The organism is Pseudomonas fluorescens (genome assembly GCF_004683905.1).
Classification (GTDB): Bacteria; Pseudomonadota; Gammaproteobacteria; order Pseudomonadales; family Pseudomonadaceae; genus Aquipseudomonas; species Aquipseudomonas putida_A.
Window position 1 is genome coordinate 4,934,578 of record NZ_CP038438.1, and the last position, 24,347, is coordinate 4,958,924.

Consider the following 24,347-nt stretch of genomic DNA (forward strand, 5'->3'; position numbering starts at 1 on the left):
AAAGAGCGCGCGCATCATAGCAAAGGCTGGCGGCGTACAGCCAGCGGTACCGCGTTATCGATCTTCGCGAGCAAGCCCGCTCCCACAGGGGGGATGCACTCCAATGTGGGAGCGGGCTTGCTCGCGAAACACAGCGCCCCGGTTTAGCTGGCCTGGCTCTGATCCTTGCCCTTCACGCAAGCGAAATCTTCTTCGCGCAGCTCAGGCAGATCTTTCGCACAGTAATTACTGCCCAGATCCTTCAGCGCGCCGCACATCCCCTCCAGCCGCCCGTCCACCGCTTGCAGGTGATCGAGCAACTGACCGATGGCACGGGCCACCGGATCGGGCATGTCTTCGCTGACACCATAAGCATCGAAGCCGATCTTCTCGGCCATCGCCTTGCGCTTGGCATCCTGCTCTTCATCGGACTTGACGATGATCCGCCCCGGAATCCCCACCACTGTAGCGCCCGGCGGCACTTCCTTGGTCACTACGGCATTGGAGCCGACTTTCGCGCCAGCCCCCACCGTGAATGGACCGAGCACTTTGGCACCAGCACCCACGACAACCCCATCACCCAGCGTCGGGTGGCGCTTACCCTTGTTCCAACTGGTGCCGCCGAGGGTCACGCCCTGATAAATGGTCACGTCATCGCCGATCTCGGCGGTTTCACCAATGACGATGCCCATGCCGTGATCGATGAAGAAACGCCGTCCGACCTTGGCACCCGGATGAATCTCGATCCCGGTCAGCCAGCGACCGAAGTTCGACACCAGCCGCGCCAGCCATTTCAGCTCGTTGCGCCACAGCATCCCGGCCAACCGATGAATCCAGATCGCGTGCATACCGGGGTAGCAGGTCAGGACTTCAAAAGCGTTACGCGCCGCCGGGTCTCGATGGAATACGCTCTGGATATCTTCACGCAAACGCTCAAACATCATTCAGTCCTTCCGCTTAAGAAGCTCACCACGGGCCGCTTTTTGGGTTTCCGTGAGGATGCCACGCAAAATATTCATTTCCGCCCGGCTGACCGAGCTGCGTCCGTACAATCGGCGCAGGCGCGCCATCAAGTGCCTTGGCTTTTCCGGGTCGAGGAATTCGATGGCAACCAGCGTCTGCTCCAGATGCTCGTAAAAGCGCTCCAGCTCATCCATGGTCGCGAGTTCGGCGCTTTTCACCGAAGCCACTTCTTCTTTCTCGATCTTGGTCGGCTGCCCTTGAGCGGCCAGCCAGGCCATGCGCACTTCGTAGCTCAACACCTGCACCGCCGCCCCGAGGTTCAACGAGCTGAACTCAGGATCGGAGGGGATGTGCACGTGAAAGTGACATCGCTGCAGCTCCTCGTTGGTCAGGCCGGAGTCTTCACGACCGAACACCAACGCGATTTGTGCGCCCTGCCCCGCTTCCTCGACCACTTTGCTCCCGCATTCGCGGGGATCGAGCAGCGGCCAGGGAATGCGCCGGTCACGGGCGCTGGTGCCGAGCACCAGATTGCAGCCGACCAAAGCGTCTTCCAGAGTGGCGACGACTTGGGCGTTTTCAAGAATGTCACCGGCACCGGAAGCACGCGCATCGGCTTCGTGGTGCGGAAACAACCGCGGTTCGACCAGCACCAGCCGCGACAGACCCATGTTTTTCATGGCGCGCGCGGCCCCGCCGATGTTGCCGGGGTGGCTGGTATTGACCAGGACGACACGAATGTTCTGCAGCAAGGGAGGCGCTCTCGGACACAGGAAAGGGGTGCAAATCTTACAGAACAGCCTACCGTTAAGCTATGAAAGCGAACAGCGACCTTCACCTGAAGAAAAGTTCTGATAGAATGCGCGGCTTTCTTTAACAACCTTAGGTGACACATCCATGCAGCCCATGCTGAATATCGCGCTGCGCGCCGCCCGCAGCGCCAGTGAACTGATCTTCCGCTCCATCGAGCGCCTGGATACCATCAAGGTCGACGAAAAAGACGCCAAGGATTATGTATCCGAGGTCGATCGCGCCGCCGAACAGAAAATCATCGATGCTCTGCGCAAGGCTTACCCGAATCACTCGATCCAGGGTGAAGAGACCGGCATGCATGTCGGTAACGGCATCGAAGGCGAAGAGTACCTGTGGATCATCGATCCACTGGACGGCACCACCAACTTCCTGCGTGGCATTCCTCACTTTGCTGTCAGCATTGCCTGCAAATACCGTGGTCGCCTGGAACACGCAGTGGTTCTGGACCCGGTTCGCCAGGAAGAATTCACCGCCAGCCGTGGTCGCGGCGCTCAACTGAACGGTCGTCGTCTGCGCGTCAGCGGTCGCACCAGCCTCGACGGCGCTCTGCTGGGCACTGGCTTCCCGTTCCGTGACGACCAGATGGACAACCTCGACAACTACCTGGGCATGTTCCGCGCCCTGGTTGGCCAGACTGCCGGCATCCGCCGCGCCGGCTCCGCCAGCCTGGACCTGGCCTACGTGGCTGCCGGTCGTTTCGACGCGTTCTGGGAATCGGGTCTGTCCGAGTGGGACATGGCTGCCGGCGCCCTGCTGATTCAAGAAGCTGGCGGCTTGGTGAGCGACTTCACCGGCGGTCACGATTTCCTTGAAAAAGGCCACATCGTTGCCGGTAACACCAAATGCTTCAAGGCAGTACTGACGGCGATCCAGCCGCACCTGCCGGCTTCGCTGAAGCGCTAAGCTTCCCGCGAAACGCAAAAAGCACCCTTCGGGGTGCTTTTTTTATGCCTGCGATTTCAGCCTCCACTCGAATCCACTGTGGGAGCGGGCTTGCTCGCGAAGGCGGCGCGTCAGCCAACATTAATTCTGGATGGTAGACCGCATTCGCGAGCAAGCCCGCTCCCACAGGGTCTTTGTGGTGAGGCTTGAATGGCAGGCACAAAAAAGCACCCCGCAGGGTGCTCTTTTTTAAACGATCAGACGGTTATTGAGCCGGCTGATTCTGCGACAGAATCAACTTACCTTCCTTGTCCACCGGAATCTGGTTGCCCGGATCACGGTCCATCCGCACTTTGCCTTCCTTGCCATCCAGCGAATAACGCACGTCGTAACCGACAACCTTGTCGCTGATGTCATTCACGGTGTTACAGCGAGTCTGGGTGGTGGTGTAGGTATCGCGGTTCTGCATGCCTTCCTGCACCTTGTTACCGGCATAACCGCCACCGACCGCGCCAGCGACCGTGGCAATCTTCTTGCCGGTACCGCCGCCGATCTGGTTACCCAGCAAACCACCCGCTACCGCACCAATCGCGGTACCGAGGATCTGGTGTTGATCCTTGACCGGCGCCTGGCGGGTTACAGCAACATCCTTGCACACTTCACGTGGAGTCTTGATCTGTGTTTTGACCGGCTCAACGGCCAGCACTTGCGCATACTCAGGGCCGCTTTTAACCAGGCTGTAGGTGGCAACAGCACCCCCGGCAGTCACACCGACAGCACCCAATACCGCACCAACCAGCAACGACTTGTTCACATGAACCTCCTGACCATCACATACGGGACGCGCCCGCGCTTCTCCCAGCCTTGGAGCATAAAAAAAGGCGCGAGTTCAACTCGCGCCTTTTTCGGGCTGACAACCGGTGAAGCGATGGCCGTTATGGACGGTCGTCGACTTCCTTCTCGGTGTTGGCCGGAGGAATCAGATCCTCGGTGCTCAGGTTCAGCCAGATCAGCACCACGTTCGCGATGTAGATCGACGAGTAGGTACCCGCCAGAACACCGATGAACAGCGCGATGGAGAAGCCGAACAGGTTGTCGCCACCGAAGAACAGCAGCGCAGCGATCGCCAGCAAGGTGGAGATCGACGTTGCCATAGTCCGCAGCAGGGTCTGAGTGGTCGAGATGTTGATGTTCTCGATCAGCGAAGCCTTGCGCAGCACACGGAAGTTCTCACGAACCCGGTCGAACACGACGATGGTGTCGTTCAGCGAGTAACCGATGATCGCCAGTACCGCAGCCAGCACCGTCAGGTCGAAGGTGATCTGGAAGAACGACAGGATACCGACAGTCACGATCACGTCGTGAATCAGCGAAACGATGGCGCCGACCGCGAATTTCCACTGAAAGCGGAAAGCCAGGTAGATCAGGATGCCGCCGAGCGCCAGCAGCATGCCGAGGCCGCCCTGGTCGCGCAGTTCTTCACCGACCTGCGGGCCGACGAACTCGACACGCTTGACCGTCGCCGGGTTGTCGCCGCCGACTTTCTGCAAAGCCTCGGCTACCTGATGACCCAACTGCGGGTCTTCGCCTGGCATACGTACGAGCAAGTCGGTGGTTGCACCAAAGCTCTGCACGATGGCTTCGTGATAACCGGAAGTCACCAGCTCTTCACGCACTTTGGTGACGTCGGCCGGACGCTCGTAGGTCAGCTCGATGAGCGTACCGCCGGTGAAGTCCAGGCCCCAGTTCATGCCCTTGTGGACGACGCTGAAAATAGCCAGCAACGTGAGAAACACTGTGACGCCGAACGCGAAGTTGCGAACGCCCATGAAGTTGATTGTACGTAACATGGCAGCCCCTTAAATCCACAACTTCTTGAAGTCACGTCCGCCGAAGATCAGGTTGACCATTGCGCGGGTCACCATGATGGCCGTGAACATCGAGGTAAAGATCCCGAGGGACATGGTCACTGCGAAGCCCTTCACCGGGCCGGTGCCCATGGCGAAGAGGATGCCGCCGACCAGCAGAGTGGTCAGGTTGGCGTCGAGAATCGCGGTGAATGCCCGGCCGAAGCCTTCGTTGATTGCACGCTGCACGGTCATGCCGGCGGCGATCTCTTCACGGATCCGCGAGAAGATCAGCACGTTGGCGTCGACCGCCATACCCATGGTCAGGACGATACCGGCGATACCCGGCAGGGTCAGCGTTGCACCCAGCAGCGACATCAGCGCCAGCAGCAGCACCATGTTCACCGCCAGCGCGACCGTGGCGATCAAACCGAAGAAGCGGTAGATGGCGATGATGAACAGCGAGACGAACAGCATGCCCCACAACGATGCATCGATACCTTTGGTGATGTTGTCAGCACCCAGGCTCGGACCGATTGTGCGCTCTTCAGCGAAGTACATCGGCGCGGCCAGACCACCGGCACGCAGCAGCAGCGCCAGCTCGGACGATTCACCCTGGCCGTTCAGGCCGGTGATGCGGAACTGCGCACCCAGCGGCGACTGAATGGTCGCCAGGCTGATGATCTTCTTCTCTTCCTTGAAGGTCTGAACCGGCACGTCTTTCTCGACGCCGTCGACAACCTGCTTGACGTAGGTGGTCACCGGACGCTGTTCGATGAAGATCACCGCCATGCTGCGGCCCACGTTCGAACGGGTCGCGCGGCTCATCAGCTCGCCACCGTGGCCATCCAGACGGATGTTCACTTCAGGTGTGCCGTGCTCGCCGAAACCAGCCTTGGCGTCAGTTACCTGGTCACCGGTGATGATCAGGCCACGCTCGATCTGCGCAGGAGGACGCTTACCTTCACGGAACTCGAAAGTTTCGGAAGTGGCTTTCGAAGCACCCGGCTCTGCAGCCAGACGGAACTCGAGGTTGGCCGTCTTGCCGAGAATACGTTTGGCTTCGGCAGTGTCCTGCACGCCCGGCAGCTCAACCACGATGCGGTTGGCGCCCTGACGCTGAACGATCGGTTCGGCAACACCCAGCTCGTTGACGCGGTTACGTACCGTGGTCAAGTTCTGCTTGATGGAGTATTCACGGATTTCCGCCAGCTTGGCCGGGGTCATCGCCAGACGCAGCACCGGTTGACCGTTGAGGTCGGCCGGAACAATGTCGAAATCGTTGAAGTTCTTGCGGATCAGCGCACGGGCCTGTTCGCGGGAGTCAGCATCGCTGAAGCCCAACTGAATGGCGCCGCCCAGTTGTGGCAGGCTGCGATAGCGCAGCTTCTCTTTGCGCAGCAAGCTCTTGACGTCGCCTTCGTAGACTTTCAGGCGGGCGTCGAGGGCTTTGTCCATGTCCACTTCCAGCAGGAAGTGCACACCACCGGACAAGTCCAGACCCAGCTTCATCGGGTGCGCGCCGAGGTTGCGCAGCCATTGCGGGGTGGTCTGTGCCAGGTTCAGTGCGACGACGTAGTCATCACCCAATGCCTTGCGCACAACGTCCTTGGCCGGCAGCTGGTCTTCAGCCTTGGTCAGACGGATCAGACCGCCCTTGCCGTTGGCGGCCAGCGAAGCTGCCTTGACGTTGATCCCGGACTCACGCAGCGCGGTGCTGACGCGATCCAGATCGGCCTGATTGACCTGCAGTGCCGTGCTGGCGCCGCTGATCTGAATGGCCGGGTCATCAGGGTATAGATTGGGAGCGGAATAAATCAGACCGACCGCCAGCACCGCCAGGATCAGAATGTATTTCCACAGAGGATATTTGTTCAGCATCACGCCGCCCGTTATGAACGCGGGGCGCCTTGCGCGCCCCGTCGATTGAGTAGAAGTTGGAACCTTAGATCGCTTTCAGCGTGCCTTTTGGCAGCGTGGCGGCGATGGCGCCCTTCTGGAACTTCATTTCCACGGTGTCGGAAACTTCCAGAACCACGAAGTCATCGGCCACTTTGGTGATCTTGCCGGCGATGCCGCCGGTGGTGACCACTTCGTCACCCTTCGCAAGGCTGCTCAGCAGGTTCTTCTGCTCTTTGGCGCGCTTGGCCTGTGGACGCCAGATCATCAGGTAGAAGATGACCAGGAAGCCGACCAGGAAAATCCACTCGAAGCCGCCGCCCATTGGGCCAGCAGCAGCCGGTGCAGCTGCGTCAGCCATGGCGTTAGAGATAAAAAAGCTCATTTAGCACTCCAGTTGCAAATGTTGAATCTTGGGGTCAGAAAACTCAGTCCAAAGGCGGAACGGGGAGCCCGCGTTTGGCGTAGAAGGCATCGACAAAGGCGGCCAATGTACCCTGTTGAATAGCCTCGCGCAAACCAGCCATCAGCACCTGATAATGGCGCAAGTTATGGATGGTATTGAGCATGCTGCCGAGCATTTCGCCGCACTTGTCCAGGTGATGCAGATAAGCGCGGGAGAAGTTCTGGCAGGTATAGCAATCGCAGGTCGGATCCAGCGGCGAATCATCATGGCGATGGAACGCGTTACGGATCTTCAGCACGCCTGTATCAATGAACAGATGCCCATTGCGGGCATTACGGGTTGGCATCACGCAATCGAACATGTCCACACCGCGGCGCACACCCTCAACCAGATCTTCCGGTTTGCCAACGCCCATAAGGTAACGAGGTTTGTCAGCCGGCATCATGCCCGGCAGATAATCCAGCACCTTGATCATCTCGTGCTTCGGCTCGCCCACCGACAGACCGCCAATGGCCAGGCCATCGAAGCCGATCTTGTCGAGGCCTTCCAGCGAGCGCATGCGCAGATCCTGGTGCATGCCGCCCTGAACGATACCGAACAGCGCCGCGGTGTTTTCGCCATGCGCGTTTTTCGAGCGCTGGGCCCAACGCAGCGACAGCTCCATCGATACGCGAGCGACATCTTCGTCAGCCGGGTACGGCGTGCACTCGTCGAAGATCATCACGATGTCGGAACCCAGATCGCGCTGCACCTGCATCGATTCTTCCGGGCCCATGAACACTTTCGAGCCGTCGACCGGGGAGGCGAAGGTCACGCCCTCCTCCTTGATCTTGCGCATCGCGCCCAAGCTGAACACCTGGAAACCGCCGGAGTCGGTGAGGATCGGGCCTTTCCACTGCATGAAATCGTGCAGGTCGCCGTGCTCCTTGATCACCTCGGTGCCCGGGCGCAGCCACAGGTGGAAGGTATTGCCCAGAATGATTTCCGCGCCAGTGGCGACGATGTCACGCGGCAACATGCCCTTGACCGTGCCATAGGTGCCCACCGGCATGAACGCCGGGGTCTCGACGGTGCCACGCGGGAAGGTCAGCCGACCACGACGAGCCTTGCCATCGGTGGCAAGCAGTTCAAAGGACATGCGACATTCGCGACTCATTCTGTTTCCTCTGGGCCTGTGTGTTCAGGGGCAGTCGGGGCGGGATTACGGGTGATGAACATCGCATCACCGTAGCTGAAAAAGCGGTAGCCGTTGTCGACGGCGGCTTTATAGGCGGCCATGGTTTCGGGATAACCGGCGAACGCCGAAACCAGCATCAACAGCGTGGATTCCGGCAAATGGAAGTTGGTGACCAGGGCGTCGACCACATGGAACGGCCGGCCCGGGTAGATAAAGATGTCGGTGTCGCCACTGAACGGCTTGAGCACGCCATCGCGCGCGGCACTTTCCAGCGAACGCACACTGGTTGTGCCCACGGCAATCACCCGTCCACCACGCGCGCGGCACGCGGCAACGGCGTCGACCACGTCCTGGCCGACTTCCAGCCACTCGCTGTGCATGTGGTGATCTTCGATCTTGTCGACGCGCACCGGCTGGAACGTCCCCGCACCGACGTGCAGCGTGACGAACGCGGTCTCGACGCCCTTGGCGGCAATCGCCTCCATCAGCGGCTGATCGAAATGCAGCCCCGCCGTCGGCGCCGCTACCGCACCCAGGCGCTGGGCGTACACGGTCTGATAGCGCTCGCGATCCGAACCTTCGTCCGGGCGGTCTATATAAGGAGGCAACGGCATGTGCCCGACGCGATCGAGCAGCGGCAGCACTTCTTCAGCAAAGCCCAGCTCGAACAGCGCATCGTGACGCGCGAGCATCTCGGCTTCGCCACCGCCGTCGATGAGGATCTTCGAACCCGGCTTCGGCGACTTGCTGGAGCGCACATGGGCCAGCACGCGGTGCGTATCGAGCACGCGTTCGATGAGGATTTCCAGCTTGCCGCCCGAGGCTTTCTGCCCAAACAGCCGCGCCGGAATCACCCGGGTATTGTTGAATACCATCAAATCGCCCGGGCGCAAATGCTCAAGCAAATCAGTGAATTGACGGTGTGCAAGGGCGCCGCTCGGCCCATCAAGGGTCAGCAGGCGACTACCGCGACGCTCGGCCAGAGGGTGGCGGGCGATCAGCGAATCAGGGAGCTCGAAGGTAAAGTCAGCAACGCGCATGATGGGGTTCGTCTAGCAGGGCCGGAAAGTCTAGCGGAATTATCAAAAATTGACCATGAAACGTGATTGACCAACGGTAATCACCTCTCTATACTTCGCCGCCATTGAGCCCTGATGGCGGAATTGGTAGACGCGGCGGATTCAAAATCCGTTTTCGAAAGGAGTGGGAGTTCGAGTCTCCCTCGGGGCACCAAAATTAAGAAAGGTCTTGCTTAGCAAGGCCTTTTTTTTCGTCTGTCGGAAAGTGCCCCCTCTCCACTCAATGGCCACCTGCTCACCCGCGATGAGACCGGTTGCGCGATAAACTTGGCGAAGTATTGATCGCTAAAAGCGAAGAACTTCAGACGCTTGCCACAAGCTCAAAGCCTGCTGGCGATTTCTTGCCACATATGGTCGTAGTTGTATTTCAACCAACGAATCAGCAACTTGTCGAACAACCTGCGAAACCAATTACGCTGCCGCGCCACAAGCCTTTCCTCTATCTCGCCCCTGAGCCAATCAGGGTCAAAACCTGTCCAGACAGTCGGCAAGACCGCTGCAATGTTCATAAAGCACACCGGCGCTACTTCTGAATAAAAAATCTCGTAGAGCACCGCTGGATCGACGCCTTTTAGCTGGCATGCGATGTAATCGTAATCAGTGGGAAAATGGTTGAACGGTTCGGACAGTGCAGCTCTAACGTTTGTCAGTTGTGGTTCATTCAGAAAATGCTCCAACGGGAAAACCCCTCCATTTGCGTTCCACTGGCGCGGCGCAGTTCAAACGACGAGCCGAGACAGGAACTCAGATATCTGGATCAGGCGCACGCGGGGCTTGAACAACTCCCCCAAACAAACGCTCAGCTATCTGACGACCTCGTTCCTGGCCCTCCTCCGTCAACCAGATCGATTTGTTCCTGTTTACCGGATTACTGATGAGACCCTGTTCATGCAATCGGTTCATGACTTCAAAATCGAAGCCTTTCCATGCATTGCCGTCGTCGGAACTGAAAGCGGCCAACAGGGCAAGCACAGCCTCTTCAATCAACTTTTCGTCGTATTCCATGATCGTCGCTCCGCTCATATGCCTGAACTATCGTTGAGTTTGTCTGGCAGCTCATACTCGCTGGCCATCCTGAGAAACTCGTTCTGTTGCTTAGGTCATTGAATGTCTCGGCGCTGTCCGTGCAACCTGTTTTGCCTAGGGACTGCACCTGATGCGTCCACTCAGTATAATCACGCACGCCCGCAGCCGGTCTTCCGCCCCGTTGCGACTATCGCTGGTCGTACCGAATTTCAAGACTCAAGCTCAAGAACCTCCAAGGCCAACCATGGAAACGTCACTGGAAACCGTCGCCCTGTTCTCCCTCAAACTCGCTTACGAGGAGGAAGGCCTGAGCCCGATTCTGCGGGATGACATGGTTATGGGTGACTATCAGAAAGACGTTTTCGAACTGCTGGTGCGCCGGGGTGATGTCGAAACCATTCAGTTCAAGATGAACGAGTGCCTGGGCTTGGCGATGGATGCGTTGGGCGGCGTCGAGAAACCGCTGGGGCGGGAGCTGCAAAAGCTGTCAGCCGATTTCAGTCAGGCGCAGTCGCTGGAGCAGCTTGATCAGCCGCTCCTCGCGCTCAAGGGTTATCTGAAAGACATTCTCTGATCAGTTGCTTCACTCGCTGACCTTTCAGCGTCGAGCCTTCAAAACCCGAATATCCGTGGGAAATCCATCCGCCCCCACAATCTTCTTCCAGCCCACATACTGAAACTCGCCCCGCTCATCGATGTAATCGCCCTTCTCCACCGACCGGCCGCCGACGATCGCCACGCGTTTTTCCTCGCCACAGCCGCCATCCGACGGGCGCACGGTATAGATCACATACGGCTTCACATACTGCGTGGCGCGGAAGTGTTGGCCGCAGATTTCGTCGACGGTGATCAGCATGGTTTTCAGGCGGGCTTCGCCGTCCATGTCTTCGTGGAGTTTGAGGAAGGAGATGTCGCCGACGTCGCTGTAGCCGAGAGAACGGGCGCGTTTGTATTCGGGGGAGTTCTGGTGGGCGATGCGGCCTTGTTCGGCGGCTTGGTTCATTCTGGCGGCGAACTCGGCCTTGCCTTGGGCAATCGTTGCCTCGGCCTGGGCGGCGACGTTTTCGCATTGAGCGAATTCGCGGGAGCCGAGGTATTGGGGCGTCAGGTTCAAGCGGCGCTCATTGATGATCCGCAGGCTGCCTTCCAGATCACCCGCCACCTCAAAGGCGCCAGGTACGCGACCGCTCTGGACGTCGGCCATTTTTTCCTGCATTCGCTGGCAGTTGGCGAGGTAATACTGCCAACTGCTCTCCGGAGGCTCTTTCCAGGCGGCGATTGCCGGAGTAATGGCGCTGGCGAGCGTGATTGCACAGAGCGTGCGCAGAACAGAAGCGACTTTTGACATGCGTAGTCCATTACAGGAATCAAGAAAGTGGCGCGACGCTACTATTTTGCTATCGTGCCGTCCACTGTCGGCAAGGTGCCGAGCGTTTGTACCGCGACTGGTTGCGAAGGATGGATACGATGGATGTTGTGTTTTTCTTTATCGCCTGGATAGGCATGTGGGTCTGGGTCGTCAGGCAGCGTGGTGCGTGGAATCTGCTACTCGCCAATGTGTTGGGTGCGGCCAGCGGCATGATTGTCGGCCTGGTGGTTTCGCAGCTTTGTGTCGGTCTGTTCGGCTCTAGCCGGCCACCGGTCCCGGGGGTCATGGGATCGCTTCTGGAAATGCTGGCGACTGCCGCGGCGCTGACCGGCGTATGGATGCTGGTGGCCCGTCGCTCGCAGGTCGAACACCCTGTCGCGCGTCAGCTACTGGCCGGCCTTTGCGGCGTTGTGGCCGGCATAACGGCGATCATGTTTTTTGTTCAGATCAATCCGCCCAATCTCGGCATGTGAATGTCTTCGTGGCGTCAGACCTCTATTTTGATATCTTGCCGTCCATCTTCAGCACTCACCGCCAGTGGGTGCTGTTTTGCAGGCTATTGAAGGGTTAAGGAAAGGATCGAATGGAGTTTCTGAGTTTTCTGGCATTTATCGCCGCCTGGGGTTTGATGTGGCGCTGGGTGGTGAAAAACCGCGGCAGCTGGAATCTGTTTTACGGCAACATCGTTGGCGCGGCGGGCGGTTTTATCGTCGGCATGGTGGTGCTGTCGATCTTCCTGTCGTTGTTCCCGTCGGCGCATAAAGCCGAAAAGGCGCCAGTCGAAGACGTGATCGCACAGAACGATGTCACCACCAGTCTGTTGCCCGAAGCCGAGTCGGATTCAACGTCCGCGGTGCTGGAAAACGCGCCGGGCCTTGCCGCGATCGAGCCGGATAATCAACCTTCTCCGCCGGATTCCGCACTGCTGCCGAATTACGCCAGCCGGGCACCGAAATCGATATCGGAAAAAACCGTCCTGGATCAGAGCGACGCGCAGGGCCGTAAAGCGCTCTCCGCGCTGCGCGACAAGCTTGGGCAAAATGCCGACAGCGATAAATCGATGCTCGCGTATGTCATGTGCGGCACGCTGGTCACCAGCACACTGCGCTTCCCAGCGTCGGAGCGCTTCGCCGACAGTTCTGCCATTGTCACCAAGCGCTTCAAGGATCAGGTCTACACCCTCAGCAACAAGGTCACCGCGCGCAACATGAACGGCGATGACGTCACTTATCGCTTCGACTGCTCGGTGCAGGAGCAACCCGCGTCCGCCGAATGGCGACTGCTGGCGCTGAAGCTGCAGAAGGCTGACTCTTAAGCCTCGTTTAAGGGTTCAAGGCGCCGGCTGCGCTATCATCGCCAGCCTGTGCGTCTTGAGCTTTGCCCCCTGAATGTCCCCGATACCTGCTGACCTGAATCCGCTGCCTCCCGTCTTGGCCGGCCCACTGCTGCGCCGGCTGGAAACCACGCGCGTGGTGCTGTGGCTGGTCGGTACGCGTCAACTGTCACTGACCTTGCGCCTGCAAGGCGTAGGAGACATTCCTCTCGATGCCGGGAAATGCACAGTCATCCCTGTAGGCCGTCATGCGTTCGTTCATTTGATTGACGTTGTGCTCGACAGCGCCCTGCCCTGTCAGACCGTTGTGGGTTACGACTTGCTGATCGACGGCCAGCAGCGAATTGCCGACTGGGCACCACATCTGGTGTATGGCGATGCTACTTGCCCGAACTTCGTCGTGCGCTCACGGATCGATCAATTGCTCCACGGCTCCTGCCGCAAGCCGCATCATCCGGCGGCAGACGGTCTGCTCTGTGTCGATCAGTTGCTGGCGATAGAAACCGATCCACAACAACGCCCCGCCCTGTTGATGATGAGCGGCGACCAGATCTACGCCGACGATGTTGCCGGCCCGATGCTGCGGGCGATTCATGCGTTGATCGAGCGCCTCGGTCTGTTCGACGAACACCTCGAAGGCGCGGTGGTCAGCGACAGCGCCAGACTCTACGAACACCCGGCCAGCTACTACCACCGTGCGGATTTGTTACCCGCGCTGGAGAGCAACGAGACCTTGCGCGAGCGATTTTTCGGCGGTGCGCGTAAGCCGATCTTCACCAGCAGCAGTGCTGACAATCATCTGGTGACGTTCGCCGAAGTGATGGCGATGTATTTGCTGGTGTGGTCGCCGGTTGCCTGGGCGTTGATCAATCCTGCTGCTCCATCGCTGACACCTGAACGCTTGAAGCGCTACACCCTGGAGCAGACCCGAATCGATGGTTTCAAGGCCGGGCTGGCCAACGTTGCCCGGGCGCTGGCGCACCTGCCGAGCCTGATGATTTTCGATGACCACGACATCACCGATGACTGGAACCTTTCCGCGCAATGGGAGGAAACCGCCTACGGTCATCCGTTCTCCAAACGCATCATCGGCAACGCCTTGATCGCGTACATGTTGTGTCAGGGCTGGGGCAATAATCCGGACGCGTTCAAGGATGTGCTGGAGAACACTCGCCGCCTGAGCGCCAGTGGTGACGATCAATATCTCGACAGCCCGGTGCAGGACGCGCTGATCGATGACTTGCTGCGCTTTCAGCATTGGCATTTCGTGCTGCCGAGCAGCCCGGCGCTGGTGGTGCTCGACACCCGCACCCGGCGCTGGCGCAGCGAGATGGCACTCAAGCAACCCTCCGGTTTACTGGACTGGGAAGCGCTGAGCGAACTGCAGCAGGAGCTGCTTGATCATCCGTCAGCGATCATCGTTTCACCGGCGCCGATCTTCGGCGTGAAGCTGATTGAAACCGTTCAGAAGGTTTTCAGCTGGTGCGGTTATCCACTGCTGGTCGACGCCGAAAACTGGATGGCTCATCGCGGTGCGGCGCAGGTGATCCTGAACATTTTCCGACACACCCGCACACCCGGAAACTACGTGGTGCTGTCCGGCGATGTGCATTATTCCTTCGTCTACGAAGTGCTTATCCGACACCGCAAGGCCGGGCCACGGATCTGGCAGATCACCAGCAGCGGGATCAAGAACGAGTTCCCGAAAACCCTGCTGGAATGGTTCGACCGCCTCAACCGCTGGCTCTATTCGCCGCGCTCGCCGTTGAACTGGTTCACCAAACGCCGACGCATGCGCATCGTGCCGTACACCCCGGAACATGCCGAAGCGGGTGAACGGCTGTGGAATTCAGCCGGGATCGGCCAGGTGTTTTTCAATGCGCTGGGGCAGCCGAGCGAGATCATTCAGCACAATTCGAACGGGGCGCTGAAGACGCGGATGCTGGCGCCGGAGTTGGGGGATTATCCGGACTGACGTGCACCTATTCCAATGTAGGAGTGAGCCTGCTCGCGATTGCGGTAGGCCATTCAAAATGTATATCGCCTGATACACCGCTATCGCGAGCAGGCTCACTCCTACAGGGGGTTCGTTTGCGCGTCAGTGCGCGATCACGGCACGCCCCACCCCTCTGACAATCATCCCCACCTCCCGCTCATCAATCGTCAGCGGCGGCAGCAGCCGTATCGTCTTGCCACGCGTCACGTTGATCAGCAATCCATGATCCCGCGCCGCAATCAGCGTCAGATCGCGAATCGGCTGTTTCAACTCGATGCCGATCATCAAGCCCTGCCCGCGAATCGACAACACATTGGGGTTGTCTGCCAGTTCGGCGCGCAGGCGGGTCAACAGGCGCTCACCCTGCACTCTGACGTTCTCCAGCAGCCCCTGTTCTTCGATGATGTCCAGCACCGTGCAGCCGACCCGGCAGGCCAGCGGGTTGCCGCCGAAGGTGCTGCCATGGCTGCCGGGCGTGAACAGGTCCGCCGCTCTGCCCCGCGCCAGACAGGCGCCGATCGGCACACCGTTGCCGAGGCCTTTGGCCAGGGTCATGACGTCCGGCACGATACCTTCATGCTGGAACGCAAACCACTGGCCAGTGCGGCCGATACCGGTCTGGATTTCGTCGAGCATCAACAGCCAAGCGCGCCGATTGCACACTTCCCGCAGAGCTTTGAGGTAACCGGGCGGCGCCAGTTGCACGCCGCTTTCGCCCTGGATCGGCTCGACCAGAATCGCCACGATGCGCGCGCCATGCTTGTGCTGCAGCTGATCCAGCGCCGCCAGATCACCGAAAGGCACTTTGACGAAATCCCCCGGCAGATCATTGAAGCCCAGGCGCACCGCCGGGCCATCACTCGCCGACAACGTACCGAGCGTGCGGCCATGAAATGCGTTGGCCATGACCACCACCAGCGGCTGTTCGATACCTTTGCTCCAGCCGTACAAGCGCGCAAGTTTCAGTGCAGTCTCGTTAGCCTCAGCACCCGAGTTATTGAAGAACGCGCGATCCATGCCCGACAGCTCAGTCAGCCGTTTGGCCAGTTGCTGCTGCCAGTCGATGCTGTACAGGTTGGAGGTGTGCAACAGCAGCCCCGCCTGTTCGCTAATAGCAGCGACGATCCGTGGGTGCGAGTGCCCTACGTTGGTCACCGCAACCCCGGCGACGGCATCCAGGTATTCACGACCGGCCTGATCCCACAGGCGAGTGCCCAGACCTCTGGTGAAACTCAGAGCCAGCGATTGGTAGGTGTTCATCAGGGCGGCGGTCATGACTTCAAACTCCAGTGAAGGTCGGTGTGTTTGCAGTATGGTTAGCCACCAGAACTGGATAAACTCGGTAAAACTTCAATCATTTAAAAGCAGAGCTTGATAATGGACCTGTTGCAGGCAATGAGCGTCTACGTGAAGGTTGTAGAAGCCGGGAGCATGACGGCGGCCGCGTTGCAGTGCGAAATGTCCACGACCATGGTCGGAAATCACCTGCGCGCACTGGAGCAACGGCTCGGCGTGCAATTGTTGCAGCGCACCACCCGCCGGCAGCGGCTTACCGAGTTCGGCAACGTGTACTACCAGCGCTGTCTGGACGTTCTGGGTCTGGTGGCCGACTCCGAACGCTTGGCCGAACAGGCCCTAGACGAGCCACGCGGCCTGTTGCGCATCACCGCGCCGCTGACCTTTGGTGTCGAACGCCTGGCCCCAGCGCTCAGTGAATTTTCCCTGCAATACCCGCAGGTGAAAATGGATGTGGTGCTGACCAACCGCCGCCCGGATCTGCTGGAAAGCGGCCTCGACGTAGCGTTTCGGCTGGGACATTTCGAGCAGTCGAACCTGATCGCCCGGCCGCTGATCGACTACACCCTGACCGTGTGCGCTTCGCCGGCTTACGTCGCCCGACGCGGCATGCCGATCACCCCGGAAGACCTGCAACAACACGACTGCCTGTCGTTCGCCTACCCTGCCGGCGACGACTGGCAATCAGTGGAAAAACGCTGGCGCCTCAGCGGCCCGGACGGCGAGATTCTGGTCGACGTCAGCGGCCCGATGCTGATGAACACCTCCGCCGGCCTTCATCAGGCAGCACGCACCGGCATGGGCATCGTCATGCTGCCGGATGCGCTGGTGGAACAGGATCTGCGCGACGGCAAACTGGTGACGGTGATACCCGATTACCAGCCACCGAGCCGCCCTTTGCATTTGCTCTATGCCCCGGATCGTTATCGTTTGCCCAAGCTGCGGCGCTTCGTCGAATTCGCAATGCAAACCTGGGGCAGATCCTGACTCAATTGCTATCGACTACGCTCCGGTGATTGCCGACAAGGATGCTGTTATCGATGAGAAACGACCTTACCGTACGCGATCTGTTGCCCGACGAAGTGGAGCCAGTTCGGCTGTTTCTCGGCCTACATGGCTGGGGACACCGAACAGGCTCCAGCGACTACTTCACTCAACTGATCGAAAACTCGCAACGCACTGCCGTCGCACTGAGCGGCGAAAAAATCATCGGTTTTGCCCGAGGCATCACCGATGGTTTGTCCAACGGTTATCTGTCGATGGTCGTAGTTGATGGCCAGCATCGGCGCGCCGGCGTCGGGCGCGCACTGGTCGAGCATGTCATGGGGGACAACCCCGAGATCACTTGGGTACTACGCGCCGGGCGCGAAGGTGCGGAGGCGTTTTTTGCCAGTTTGGGGTTTGAAACATCGGTAATTGCCATGGAGCGACCGCGCTTGAAATAACCGCCGCCGAACATGGCAACCGCTATGATTCATCTTCTCTTTCAAGCACGGACGCCAATTGATGCTGATCACTCTGCAAAACACCCCTCTGTGGGTTTATGCGGTTTTCCTGGTACTCGTTTATTTCGGGATCAAGGCTCGCACGCCCAGCCCCAAAAGCCGTTTAGCAATGCTGGTCACACCACCAGTGTTAATAGCCTGGTCTCTCTTCTCAATAAATCTGACGCTTAACCCAGTCCTGTCCCTCAGCTGCTGGATTGGCGCCCTCTTGCTGGGCGGCGTTACGGCATGGCTAATGTTTTCGGCGCAATACGTGACGCTTGATGATTCGCAAACGGGACTGATCTTGCCCGGCACTTGGAAAGTGTTGATGTTGTACCTGTTGTTTTTTGCCGTGAATTACTACTTCGGTTATCAGGATGACGTGCATCCGGAGCAAGCCTCTGCTCTGGATACGCTGCTGTTCAAAGCTGCAGCGTCAGGTTTCGTCTGTGGGTTGATCGGCACTCGTTCGCTGAAGTACTACCGTTTGCTGCGCACGCTTCAGTCCCAACGCCGGCAAATAACCTCGCAGTAATTCAGGAACCACTTTTCACTAACACTGGTTTCTCCTGATAACGCTGCGCAAACAACTGCTTCAACTGCGCGACCTTGGGCATGTCGTTGATCACGATGTACGGATAGCTTGGGTGTTCGGTGAGGAAATCCTGGTGATAGTCCTCCGCCGGGTAGAAGCCGTTGTAGGTTTCCAGTTTGGTGACGATCGGTTTGCTGTAGGCATGCGCGGCGTCAAGTTGGGCGATGTAGGCCTGGGCCACCCGTTGTTGATCGGCATTGACCGGGAACAGCGCCGAGCGATATTGCGTGCCGCTGTCCGGCCCCTGGCGGTTGAGTTCGGTCGGGTTGTGGGCCACCGAGAAGTAGATCTGCAGCAGGCTGCCGTAACTGACTTGCGTCGGATCGAAGGTAACTTGCACGGACTCGGCGTGACCGGTATCGCCTTCGCTGACCCGCTCGTATTGTGCCGTGTTCGCTGCGCCGCCGGCATAACCGGAGACGGCTTTCTGCACGCCTTTGACGTGCTGGAAAACCCCTTGCACGCCCCAGAAACAACCACCGGCGAACACCGCGGTTTCACTGTGCGCCTGAGTGGTTTCGTCGAGGGCTGGCGGCGGGATGGCCACCGCATCCTCGGCGCCGAAAGAGAACGCCGAGCACTGACCGATCACACCTGCCATGGCGACGCCGAGCAATGCACGACGCCAGTTGTTTTGAGCTTTCATGTTGCGCACTCCCGATCAGCCGAAGGTGAAGGCGTAAGCCGATACGCCCGGGTCAAGAAATTCGATGGTGAAGGTCCGATCCTTCACCTCGTCCGTTTGCCGCACCAATTGGTACAAGCGCTGTTCGGTCACGCGACCGCTGCCATCCGCGGCGACATCGACTCCGTGGGCATCACCCGGCGCCTGACCGTCAATTGACACTTTGAAACGCACCGGTTTGCCATCCGCACCCGGGCCCAGCACCAGATGCAGATCGCGGGCGTGGAAGCGGTAGACGATGCGACTGGCCGGCGCGCTGGCGGTGGCCTGCTCGGCACCGACGGCCCACTGGCCGCCAAGGCTCCAGTCATTCAAAGCCAGGTTGGCGGGTGGGTTATAGGTCGCGACCTTGTCAGGCACCAGCCCGGTTTCCGGTACGAAATGTTCCGCACGCTGGTAGCCGACGTAGGTTTCCGGTGACAGCACCTGATTCATGTCCGGCGCCTGTTGCACGCCTTGGGCATCGGCGTTGATCAAGCCGTCGGCGACGGTTTTCGCCCCGGCCTCACGCAGCAACTGCTGTATGACCCGTTCCGATTCGGCGTAATCCCCTTCGCCAAAATGGTGGTAACGAATCCGTCCTTGAGCATCGGCAAAATAATGCGCCGGCCAGTATTCGTTGTTGAAAGCACGCCAGATTTTGTAGTCGTTATCGATGGCGACCGGATAGTTGATACCCAGCTCCTTCATGGCTTTAGTGACATTGCCGACATCGCGCTCGAAAGCGAACTCCGGGGCGTGCACGCCAATCACTACCAGGCCTTGATCGCGGTACTTTTCCGCCCAGGCTTTGACGTATGGCAAGGTGCGCAGGCAGTTGATGCAGGAGTAGGTCCAGAAATCCACCAGCACCACTTTGCCCTTCAATGCCTGGGCATCGAGCGGTGGCGAATTGAGCCATTGCACGGCGCCATTGAGCGGCGGCAACTGGCCTTCGACCGGTAGTGTTCCCGGTGCCTTGTCGGCAACTTTCATCGCCCCGCCGGCAGCAGGAATCTGCGCCATCATGGTTCCGTTGCCCGTCGGCGATTTGCTGGTCAGCTTGCCCACCAGTGCCTGTTCAATCCCGCCCGTGGACGCCGTCGACAACCGCGCCAGCAACCCGGTGTCGAGGCCCAGCGCAATCGCTGCGACACCCGCGAGCATCGCCGCCCCCAACCCGCGCCGGATCCACTCCCCCGTACCGATCGAGCGCTTCATCAACGCAAAGACCTTACTGCCCAGCAGCAGCGCCGCCGCCAGTGAAGTCGCGGCGCCCGCCGCGTAGGCGAGCAACAACAGCGTGGTGGCGATGCTTGCCCCTTGCAGCGCGGCGCCGGTCAGAATCAAACCGAGGATGGGCCCGGCGCACGGTGCCCAGAGCAGACCCGTGGCGACGCCAATCAGAAACGAGGCGCCGGGACGCGGACGATTGTCCTGGCCCGCGGCTTCGGACAGCCGACTGCCGGCCGACACCAGCGGCCGCGTCAGGCGCTCGGCGAGACGCGGCAGCAGCAGCGTCAGCCCGAACAGTGCAACGAACAGCAACGCGAGCCAGCGACCGAACTGATTGACTTGCACCACCCAACCGCCGCCCACCGCCGCCAGCGTGGCGACTAAGGCGAAGGTCAGCGCCATCCCGGCCAATAGCGGCAAGCCACTCTTGATAAACGGCTGCCCGGTGCGAGCGAAGACAAAAGGCAGAACAGGCAGGATGCACGGACTGACGATCGTCAGCACACCGCCCAGATAAGCGAGAACCAAGAGCCACATGGTGTCGTCCTGTAGAAAGTGAACATCGAAAAATGGCCATGGCTCATGCCGCCACGGGTTTGAACGTCATCGCCAGGCCATTCATGCAATAGCGCAGGCCGGTGGGTTTCGGGCCGTCGTCGAACACATGTCCCAAGTGCCCGCCGCAGCGTCGGCAGTGCACTTCATTGCGTGACATACCGAACGATCGGTCCTGACGCGTGGCCACCGCATGTTCCAACGGTGTCCAGAAACTCGGCCAGCCCGTGCGGCTGTCGAACTTGGTCGCCGATGAAAACAGCGCCAGATCACAACCCGCGCAGGCGAATGTGCCGTTGCGATGCTCGTCGTTGAGCGGGCTGGTATAGGCCCGTTCGGTGCCTTCTTCGCGCAGGATGGCGTACTGCTCATCCGAGAGCAGCGAGTGCCATTCACTGTCGCTGTGGCTCACCTCGAAAACCTCATCGGCACGGGCTTGCTCGATCAGTCCGGTGCTCGAGGAAAATTTTGGCAATACACCCGCCACCAGGGCTGCAACCCCCAGCCCGCCGCTCGCTACGAGAATCTGTCGCCGTGAAAACATGGCCGTCTCCAAAAATTCCAGGTGCCTGTCATGGAACACAGCCTAGGCTTGGGTTGATCGCCAAATCCTCATGGGAAGTTAACGAATTCGTGATAACTCGCCCCGAGGAAAACCCGCACAATGCGCTCACTGCGCCGAAGGATTGAGCTTGATGGAATTAACCAGACGCATCCTCGTGGTCGAGGATGACCAACACATCGCTGACCTTATTTGCCTGCACCTGCGCGACGAGCACTACGACGTCGTGCACAGTGCCGACGGCGATGAAGGCATGCGCCTGTTGCAGCAAGGGCAATGGGATGCACTGATCCTCGACCTGATGCTGCCGGGGGTCGACGGCCTGGAAATCTGCCGCCGCGCCCGGGCGATGGCGCGCTACACGCCGATCATCATCACCAGCGCGCGTTCCAGCGAATTGCACCGCATTCTGGGTCTGGAACTGGGGGCTGACGATTACCTCGCCAAACCGTTTTCAATGCTGGAACTGGTGGCCCGGGTCAAAGCCTTGCTGCGCCGGGTCGACGCCATGGCGCGCAACCTGAAAATGGACGCTGGCAGCCTCAATCTCGATGGCCTGAGCATCGACCCGATCACCCGCGACGTCGCCCTCAATGGCGCGCGGCTGGACCTCACCCCGCGAGAGTTCGACTTGCTGTATTTCTTCGCCCGACAGCCGGGCAAGGTGTTCTCACGCATGGACCTGCTCAACGCGGTATGGGGTTACAGCCACGAAGGCTACGAGCACACGGTCAACACCCACATCAATCGCTTGCGGGCGAAAATCGAAAGCGATCCGGCGCAACCGACCCGCATCCTCACCGTGTGGGGCCGAGGCTATAAATTCGGTACGGAACAACCATGAAACTGACCCTGTCGCAGCGCCTGTCGCTGGTGTTCGCCGTTTTGCTGCTGGTGTGCTGCGGCACCTCGGCATGGCTGCAGGTGCGCTCCAGCAAGATGCATGAACTGGAAGTGGTGCAAGGCCTGTCGCGGGACCTGGCACAGCACATCGCCCATGACACGGTGCTGATGGACAGCAATGGCCTGATGCCCGGCGCCGTGCGCGAACTGTTCAGCAAGCTGATGCTGGTCAACCCGAGTGTCGAGGTGTACCTGCTCGACAGTGAGGGGCGGATTGTCGGCAACGCGGCGCCCGAAGGCCATCTACGCCGGGAGACCGTCGATCTGGCGCCGATCCGCCGCCTGCTCAATGACCAGCCGCTGCCGATCCTCGGCGATGACCCGCGCAGCGTCGACGGGCGCAAGGTCTTCAGTGCCGCGCCGTTACGGGTCAACGGCAAGCCCGCCGGTTATCTGTACGTGGTGTTGCTCAGTGAAGAACACGATCGTTTCGCCGAACGTGGCGCGACCAGTGCCGCGCTCAACACTGCATTGCTGTCGATCGGACTGGTCGCATTGCTATGCCTGATCGCCGGTCTCACGGCGTTCAACCTGATCACCCGGCCACTGCGCCGATTGACCGAAACCGTCAGCCGCTTCGACATTGATGGCGCGCCGCAACCTCTGCCTGCACCGTCAGCGACTGTGGATAAAAGCGCTGACCCGGATGAAATCGCCGTACTCGATGGCGCCTTCCGGCAGATGCAAAACCGACTGGGTGATCAGTGGCGCTCGTTGACCCGCCAGGATCAGGAGCGCCGCGAACTGGTGGCGAACATTTCTCACGACCTGCGCACACCGCTGGCCTCGTTGCACGGCTATCTGGAAACCCTGTCACTCAAGGACGCCACGCTCTCTGCCGAGGAGCGGCGCCGCTATCTGGGTATCGCTCTCGATCAAAGCCGCAAGGTCGGCGGGTTGGCGCAATCGCTGCTGGAGCTGGTGCGTCTGGAGCACGGTTTCGTGCAACCGGTACTGGAACGCTTCTCGCTGATCGATCTGCTGCAGGACATCTTCCAGAAATTCGAACTGGCCGCCGAAGCACGCCACGTCGAACTCAAGGCCAGCTTCGGTCCGAACCTGCCGACGGTGTGCGCCGACCTCGGGTTGATCGAACGGGTGCTGACCAACCTGGTGGATAACGCTTTGCGCCACACGCCTGCGGGCGGTGAAATCGAGCTCGACTTGAAACCCCAGGGCGCCTTGGTCGAAGTCACGGTCAGCGACTCCGGCCCCGGCATCGCTCCGGATCTGCGCGAAGGTCTGTTCCTGCGTCCGTTCAATATTGGCGGCGCGCGGCGTGACGGTGGACTGGGCCTGCGGATCGTCCACCGCATCCTGCAACTGCACGGGCGTGAGATTCAGTTGATCGATGTCGCCGGGCGCGGCGCGACTTTCCGCTTCACGCTGCCGACCGATCAGCAAACCGCTGAACAGTGGATGGTGCGCTCGATGAACCTGAACACGCCGGACAAATAATCCGCACCACCGGACTGTTGTTCCGTGACAACGCCGCCCCGCTCCCCTAAATTAACCGGCCTGAAAAAGACCTCGCGCTTTCTCGTTTCCACTCAAGTTAAAAAAGTAGTGAAATTTCAATGTCCGATTTCAACACCGCTGAATCCGTAGTCACCGAATCGTCCAAAGCGGAATACGAAAACTCCATCAATCTTTCACAACACCTTCCACAAGCCAAAATCATCAGCGAGATGGTGCTGGATGCTTTCCAGTCGACCCGCGAAAGTGACCAGATCCGCGAGCTGCGCGCCGCGATCCGTCAGGCGCACGACAGCTTCGATGACGACAAGGCCTACGAGCTGATGGGCGAACTCAAGCGCCTCAAGGACGCCGAGGCCGCCGACATCGCCGCCCTCGAAGACCTGAGCAGCAAGTTTTCAATCGGCCGCATCCTGTCCTGCTTCAAGGACGATCCGGCGTTCCAGGAAATCGTTTACGGCCTCGCGCTCAAAGTGCTGAATCAGACCCACCAGGCGATCAGCAACCCGAGCGGCGGCAAGAGCAAGGCTGCCAAGAAGAAAGAACTGGAAATCTTCACCATCAGCAAGGACGGCAGCAGCGTAACGCTGCCGCTGCGCACGCCGCGTTCGCGTCTGAACGTTGACCGTGAAGCGCTGGAGTTCCTCGGTTTCACCTTCATCGGTGAAGGCGAAGAAGCCGAGTTGGAGGGCGAGACCTTCATCGACAACGCCGGCACCGAACACGCGATCAACCGCAAGAACATCATCACCGCCCTGCAACAGCAAACCGCGTTCGATGGTTACAGCATCGCCGCGCAGTAAT

26 protein-coding genes and 1 tRNA gene are annotated in these 24,347 nt (G+C 59.7%); 12 read left to right on the forward strand and 15 right to left on the reverse strand.

What is annotated here, in order from left to right; translation table 11 throughout:
* Window positions 1-143 precede the first annotated feature (143 nt).
* Complete coding sequence (gene cysE / locus E4T63_RS22665; protein WP_025109222.1) at window positions 144-920, reverse strand: serine O-acetyltransferase; 777 nt, start codon at window positions 918-920, stop codon at window positions 144-146.
* A 3-nt stretch (window positions 921-923) separates the two neighbouring features.
* Entirely contained in the window at window positions 924-1,694 is a 771-nt protein-coding gene (trmJ, locus tag E4T63_RS22670; RefSeq protein ID WP_027612138.1) for a tRNA (cytosine(32)/uridine(32)-2'-O)-methyltransferase TrmJ, read from the reverse strand.
* Between the two features lie 145 nt (window positions 1,695-1,839).
* Here trmJ and suhB point away from each other — a divergent pair, with 145 nt between their 5' ends.
* Complete coding sequence (gene suhB / locus E4T63_RS22675; protein ID WP_003227916.1) at window positions 1,840-2,658, forward strand: type III secretion system regulator SuhB; 819 nt, start codon at window positions 1,840-1,842, stop codon at window positions 2,656-2,658.
* Window positions 2,659-2,902: 244 nt separating this feature from the next.
* On the opposite strand, the gene E4T63_RS22680 is transcribed toward suhB, so the two are convergent.
* From E4T63_RS22680 to queA, 6 genes are all read right to left on the reverse strand, one after another.
* Window positions 2,903-3,451 carry a glycine zipper 2TM domain-containing protein gene (locus E4T63_RS22680; protein WP_027612139.1) on the reverse strand — a complete coding sequence of 183 codons (549 nt, stop codon included), beginning with the start codon at window positions 3,449-3,451 and terminating at the stop codon, window positions 2,903-2,905.
* A 121-nt stretch (window positions 3,452-3,572) separates the two neighbouring features.
* On the reverse strand, window positions 3,573-4,487 hold the full coding sequence (secF, locus tag E4T63_RS22685) for a protein translocase subunit SecF (RefSeq protein WP_003227920.1): 915 nt from the start codon (window positions 4,485-4,487) through the stop codon (window positions 3,573-3,575).
* 9 nt (window positions 4,488-4,496) lie between these two features.
* Complete coding sequence (gene secD, locus E4T63_RS22690; protein ID WP_003227922.1) at window positions 4,497-6,365, reverse strand: protein translocase subunit SecD; 1,869 nt, start codon at window positions 6,363-6,365, stop codon at window positions 4,497-4,499.
* A 64-nt stretch (window positions 6,366-6,429) separates the two neighbouring features.
* Window positions 6,430-6,768: a preprotein translocase subunit YajC gene (gene yajC, locus E4T63_RS22695; protein ID WP_003227923.1), complete on the reverse strand. Its 339-nt coding sequence runs from the start codon at window positions 6,766-6,768 to the stop codon at window positions 6,430-6,432.
* 43 nt (window positions 6,769-6,811) lie between these two features.
* A complete protein-coding gene (gene tgt / locus E4T63_RS22700) occupies window positions 6,812-7,927 on the reverse strand; it encodes a tRNA guanosine(34) transglycosylase Tgt (RefSeq protein ID WP_167797106.1) in 1,116 nt (371 codons plus the stop codon).
* Window positions 7,928-7,941: 14 nt separating this feature from the next.
* Window positions 7,942-9,006, reverse strand: coding sequence for a tRNA preQ1(34) S-adenosylmethionine ribosyltransferase-isomerase QueA (queA, locus tag E4T63_RS22705; protein WP_135296505.1), 1,065 nt, complete (start codon window positions 9,004-9,006; stop codon window positions 7,942-7,944).
* A gap of 108 nt (window positions 9,007-9,114) precedes the next feature.
* Here queA and E4T63_RS22710 point away from each other — a divergent pair.
* Window positions 9,115-9,199 (forward strand) — tRNA-Leu (locus E4T63_RS22710).
* 166 nt (window positions 9,200-9,365) lie between these two features.
* On the opposite strand, the gene E4T63_RS22715 is transcribed toward E4T63_RS22710, so the two are convergent.
* The gene (locus tag E4T63_RS22715; RefSeq protein WP_027612144.1) at window positions 9,366-9,722 is read right to left on the reverse strand and encodes a DUF7079 family protein; all 357 of its coding nucleotides are present in this window, start codon (window positions 9,720-9,722) and stop codon (window positions 9,366-9,368) included.
* A gap of 67 nt (window positions 9,723-9,789) precedes the next feature.
* A complete protein-coding gene (locus E4T63_RS22720; protein ID WP_027612145.1) occupies window positions 9,790-10,050 on the reverse strand; it encodes a DUF6429 family protein in 261 nt (86 codons plus the stop codon).
* A 265-nt stretch (window positions 10,051-10,315) separates the two neighbouring features.
* Here E4T63_RS22720 and E4T63_RS22725 point away from each other — a divergent pair, with 265 nt between their 5' ends.
* Window positions 10,316-10,645, forward strand: coding sequence for a hypothetical protein (locus E4T63_RS22725; RefSeq protein ID WP_135296506.1), 330 nt, complete (start codon window positions 10,316-10,318; stop codon window positions 10,643-10,645).
* 24 nt (window positions 10,646-10,669) lie between these two features.
* Here the strand turns inward: E4T63_RS22725 and E4T63_RS22730 are convergent, their stop codons facing one another.
* On the reverse strand, window positions 10,670-11,419 hold the full coding sequence (locus E4T63_RS22730; protein ID WP_135296507.1) for a hypothetical protein: 750 nt from the start codon (window positions 11,417-11,419) through the stop codon (window positions 10,670-10,672).
* A gap of 119 nt (window positions 11,420-11,538) precedes the next feature.
* Between E4T63_RS22730 and E4T63_RS22735 the strand changes: the two genes are divergently transcribed.
* The 3 genes from E4T63_RS22735 (at window position 11,539) to E4T63_RS22745 (ending at window position 14,748) form a co-directional block, all read left to right on the forward strand.
* Entirely contained in the window at window positions 11,539-11,913 is a 375-nt protein-coding gene (locus tag E4T63_RS22735) for a hypothetical protein (RefSeq protein WP_049827877.1), read from the forward strand.
* 110 nt (window positions 11,914-12,023) lie between these two features.
* A complete protein-coding gene (locus tag E4T63_RS22740; protein ID WP_135296508.1) occupies window positions 12,024-12,755 on the forward strand; it encodes a hypothetical protein in 732 nt (243 codons plus the stop codon).
* A 73-nt stretch (window positions 12,756-12,828) separates the two neighbouring features.
* A complete protein-coding gene (locus E4T63_RS22745; protein WP_135296509.1) occupies window positions 12,829-14,748 on the forward strand; it encodes an alkaline phosphatase D family protein in 1,920 nt (639 codons plus the stop codon).
* A 123-nt stretch (window positions 14,749-14,871) separates the two neighbouring features.
* Here the strand turns inward: E4T63_RS22745 and E4T63_RS22750 are convergent, their stop codons facing one another.
* A complete protein-coding gene (locus E4T63_RS22750) occupies window positions 14,872-16,044 on the reverse strand; it encodes an aspartate aminotransferase family protein (RefSeq protein WP_135296510.1) in 1,173 nt (390 codons plus the stop codon).
* Window positions 16,045-16,146: 102 nt separating this feature from the next.
* On the opposite strand from E4T63_RS22750, the gene E4T63_RS22755 reads away from it, so the two are divergent.
* The 3 genes from E4T63_RS22755 to E4T63_RS22765 all read left to right on the forward strand — a co-directional run bounded on the left by E4T63_RS22755 (window position 16,147) and on the right by E4T63_RS22765 (window position 18,087).
* Window positions 16,147-17,052, forward strand: coding sequence for a LysR family transcriptional regulator (locus E4T63_RS22755; protein WP_134787282.1), 906 nt, complete (start codon window positions 16,147-16,149; stop codon window positions 17,050-17,052).
* A 53-nt stretch (window positions 17,053-17,105) separates the two neighbouring features.
* Entirely contained in the window at window positions 17,106-17,510 is a 405-nt protein-coding gene (locus E4T63_RS22760; RefSeq protein WP_135296511.1) for a GNAT family N-acetyltransferase, read from the forward strand.
* A 61-nt stretch (window positions 17,511-17,571) separates the two neighbouring features.
* Window positions 17,572-18,087 carry a hypothetical protein gene (locus E4T63_RS22765; protein WP_135296512.1) on the forward strand — a complete coding sequence of 172 codons (516 nt, stop codon included), beginning with the start codon at window positions 17,572-17,574 and terminating at the stop codon, window positions 18,085-18,087.
* Window position 18,088: 1 nt separating this feature from the next.
* On the opposite strand, the gene msrA is transcribed toward E4T63_RS22765, so the two are convergent.
* The 3 genes from msrA to msrB are packed head-to-tail and all read right to left on the reverse strand — an operon-like array spanning window position 18,089 to window position 21,146.
* Window positions 18,089-18,793 carry a peptide-methionine (S)-S-oxide reductase MsrA gene (msrA, locus tag E4T63_RS22770; RefSeq protein ID WP_135296513.1) on the reverse strand — a complete coding sequence of 235 codons (705 nt, stop codon included), beginning with the start codon at window positions 18,791-18,793 and terminating at the stop codon, window positions 18,089-18,091.
* Window positions 18,794-18,808: 15 nt separating this feature from the next.
* A complete protein-coding gene (locus tag E4T63_RS22775) occupies window positions 18,809-20,584 on the reverse strand; it encodes a cytochrome c biogenesis protein DipZ (protein ID WP_135296514.1) in 1,776 nt (591 codons plus the stop codon).
* Window positions 20,585-20,627: 43 nt separating this feature from the next.
* Window positions 20,628-21,146, reverse strand: coding sequence for a peptide-methionine (R)-S-oxide reductase MsrB (gene msrB, locus E4T63_RS22780; RefSeq protein WP_135296515.1), 519 nt, complete (start codon window positions 21,144-21,146; stop codon window positions 20,628-20,630).
* Between the two features lie 151 nt (window positions 21,147-21,297).
* On the opposite strand from msrB, the gene E4T63_RS22785 reads away from it, so the two are divergent.
* The 3 genes from E4T63_RS22785 (at window position 21,298) to E4T63_RS22795 (ending at window position 24,346) form a co-directional block, all read left to right on the forward strand.
* Window positions 21,298-22,008: a response regulator transcription factor gene (locus E4T63_RS22785; protein ID WP_135296516.1), complete on the forward strand. Its 711-nt coding sequence runs from the start codon at window positions 21,298-21,300 to the stop codon at window positions 22,006-22,008.
* Window positions 22,005-23,525 (forward strand): sensor histidine kinase, encoded by a 1,521-nt coding sequence (locus E4T63_RS22790; protein ID WP_135296517.1) that lies wholly within the window; start codon window positions 22,005-22,007, stop codon window positions 23,523-23,525. The genes E4T63_RS22785 and E4T63_RS22790 overlap by 4 nt, the downstream gene beginning before the upstream one ends.
* Before the next feature lie 119 nt (window positions 23,526-23,644).
* On the forward strand, window positions 23,645-24,346 hold the full coding sequence (locus tag E4T63_RS22795; RefSeq protein ID WP_135296518.1) for a hypothetical protein: 702 nt from the start codon (window positions 23,645-23,647) through the stop codon (window positions 24,344-24,346).
* Window position 24,347: the final 1 nt, after the last annotated feature.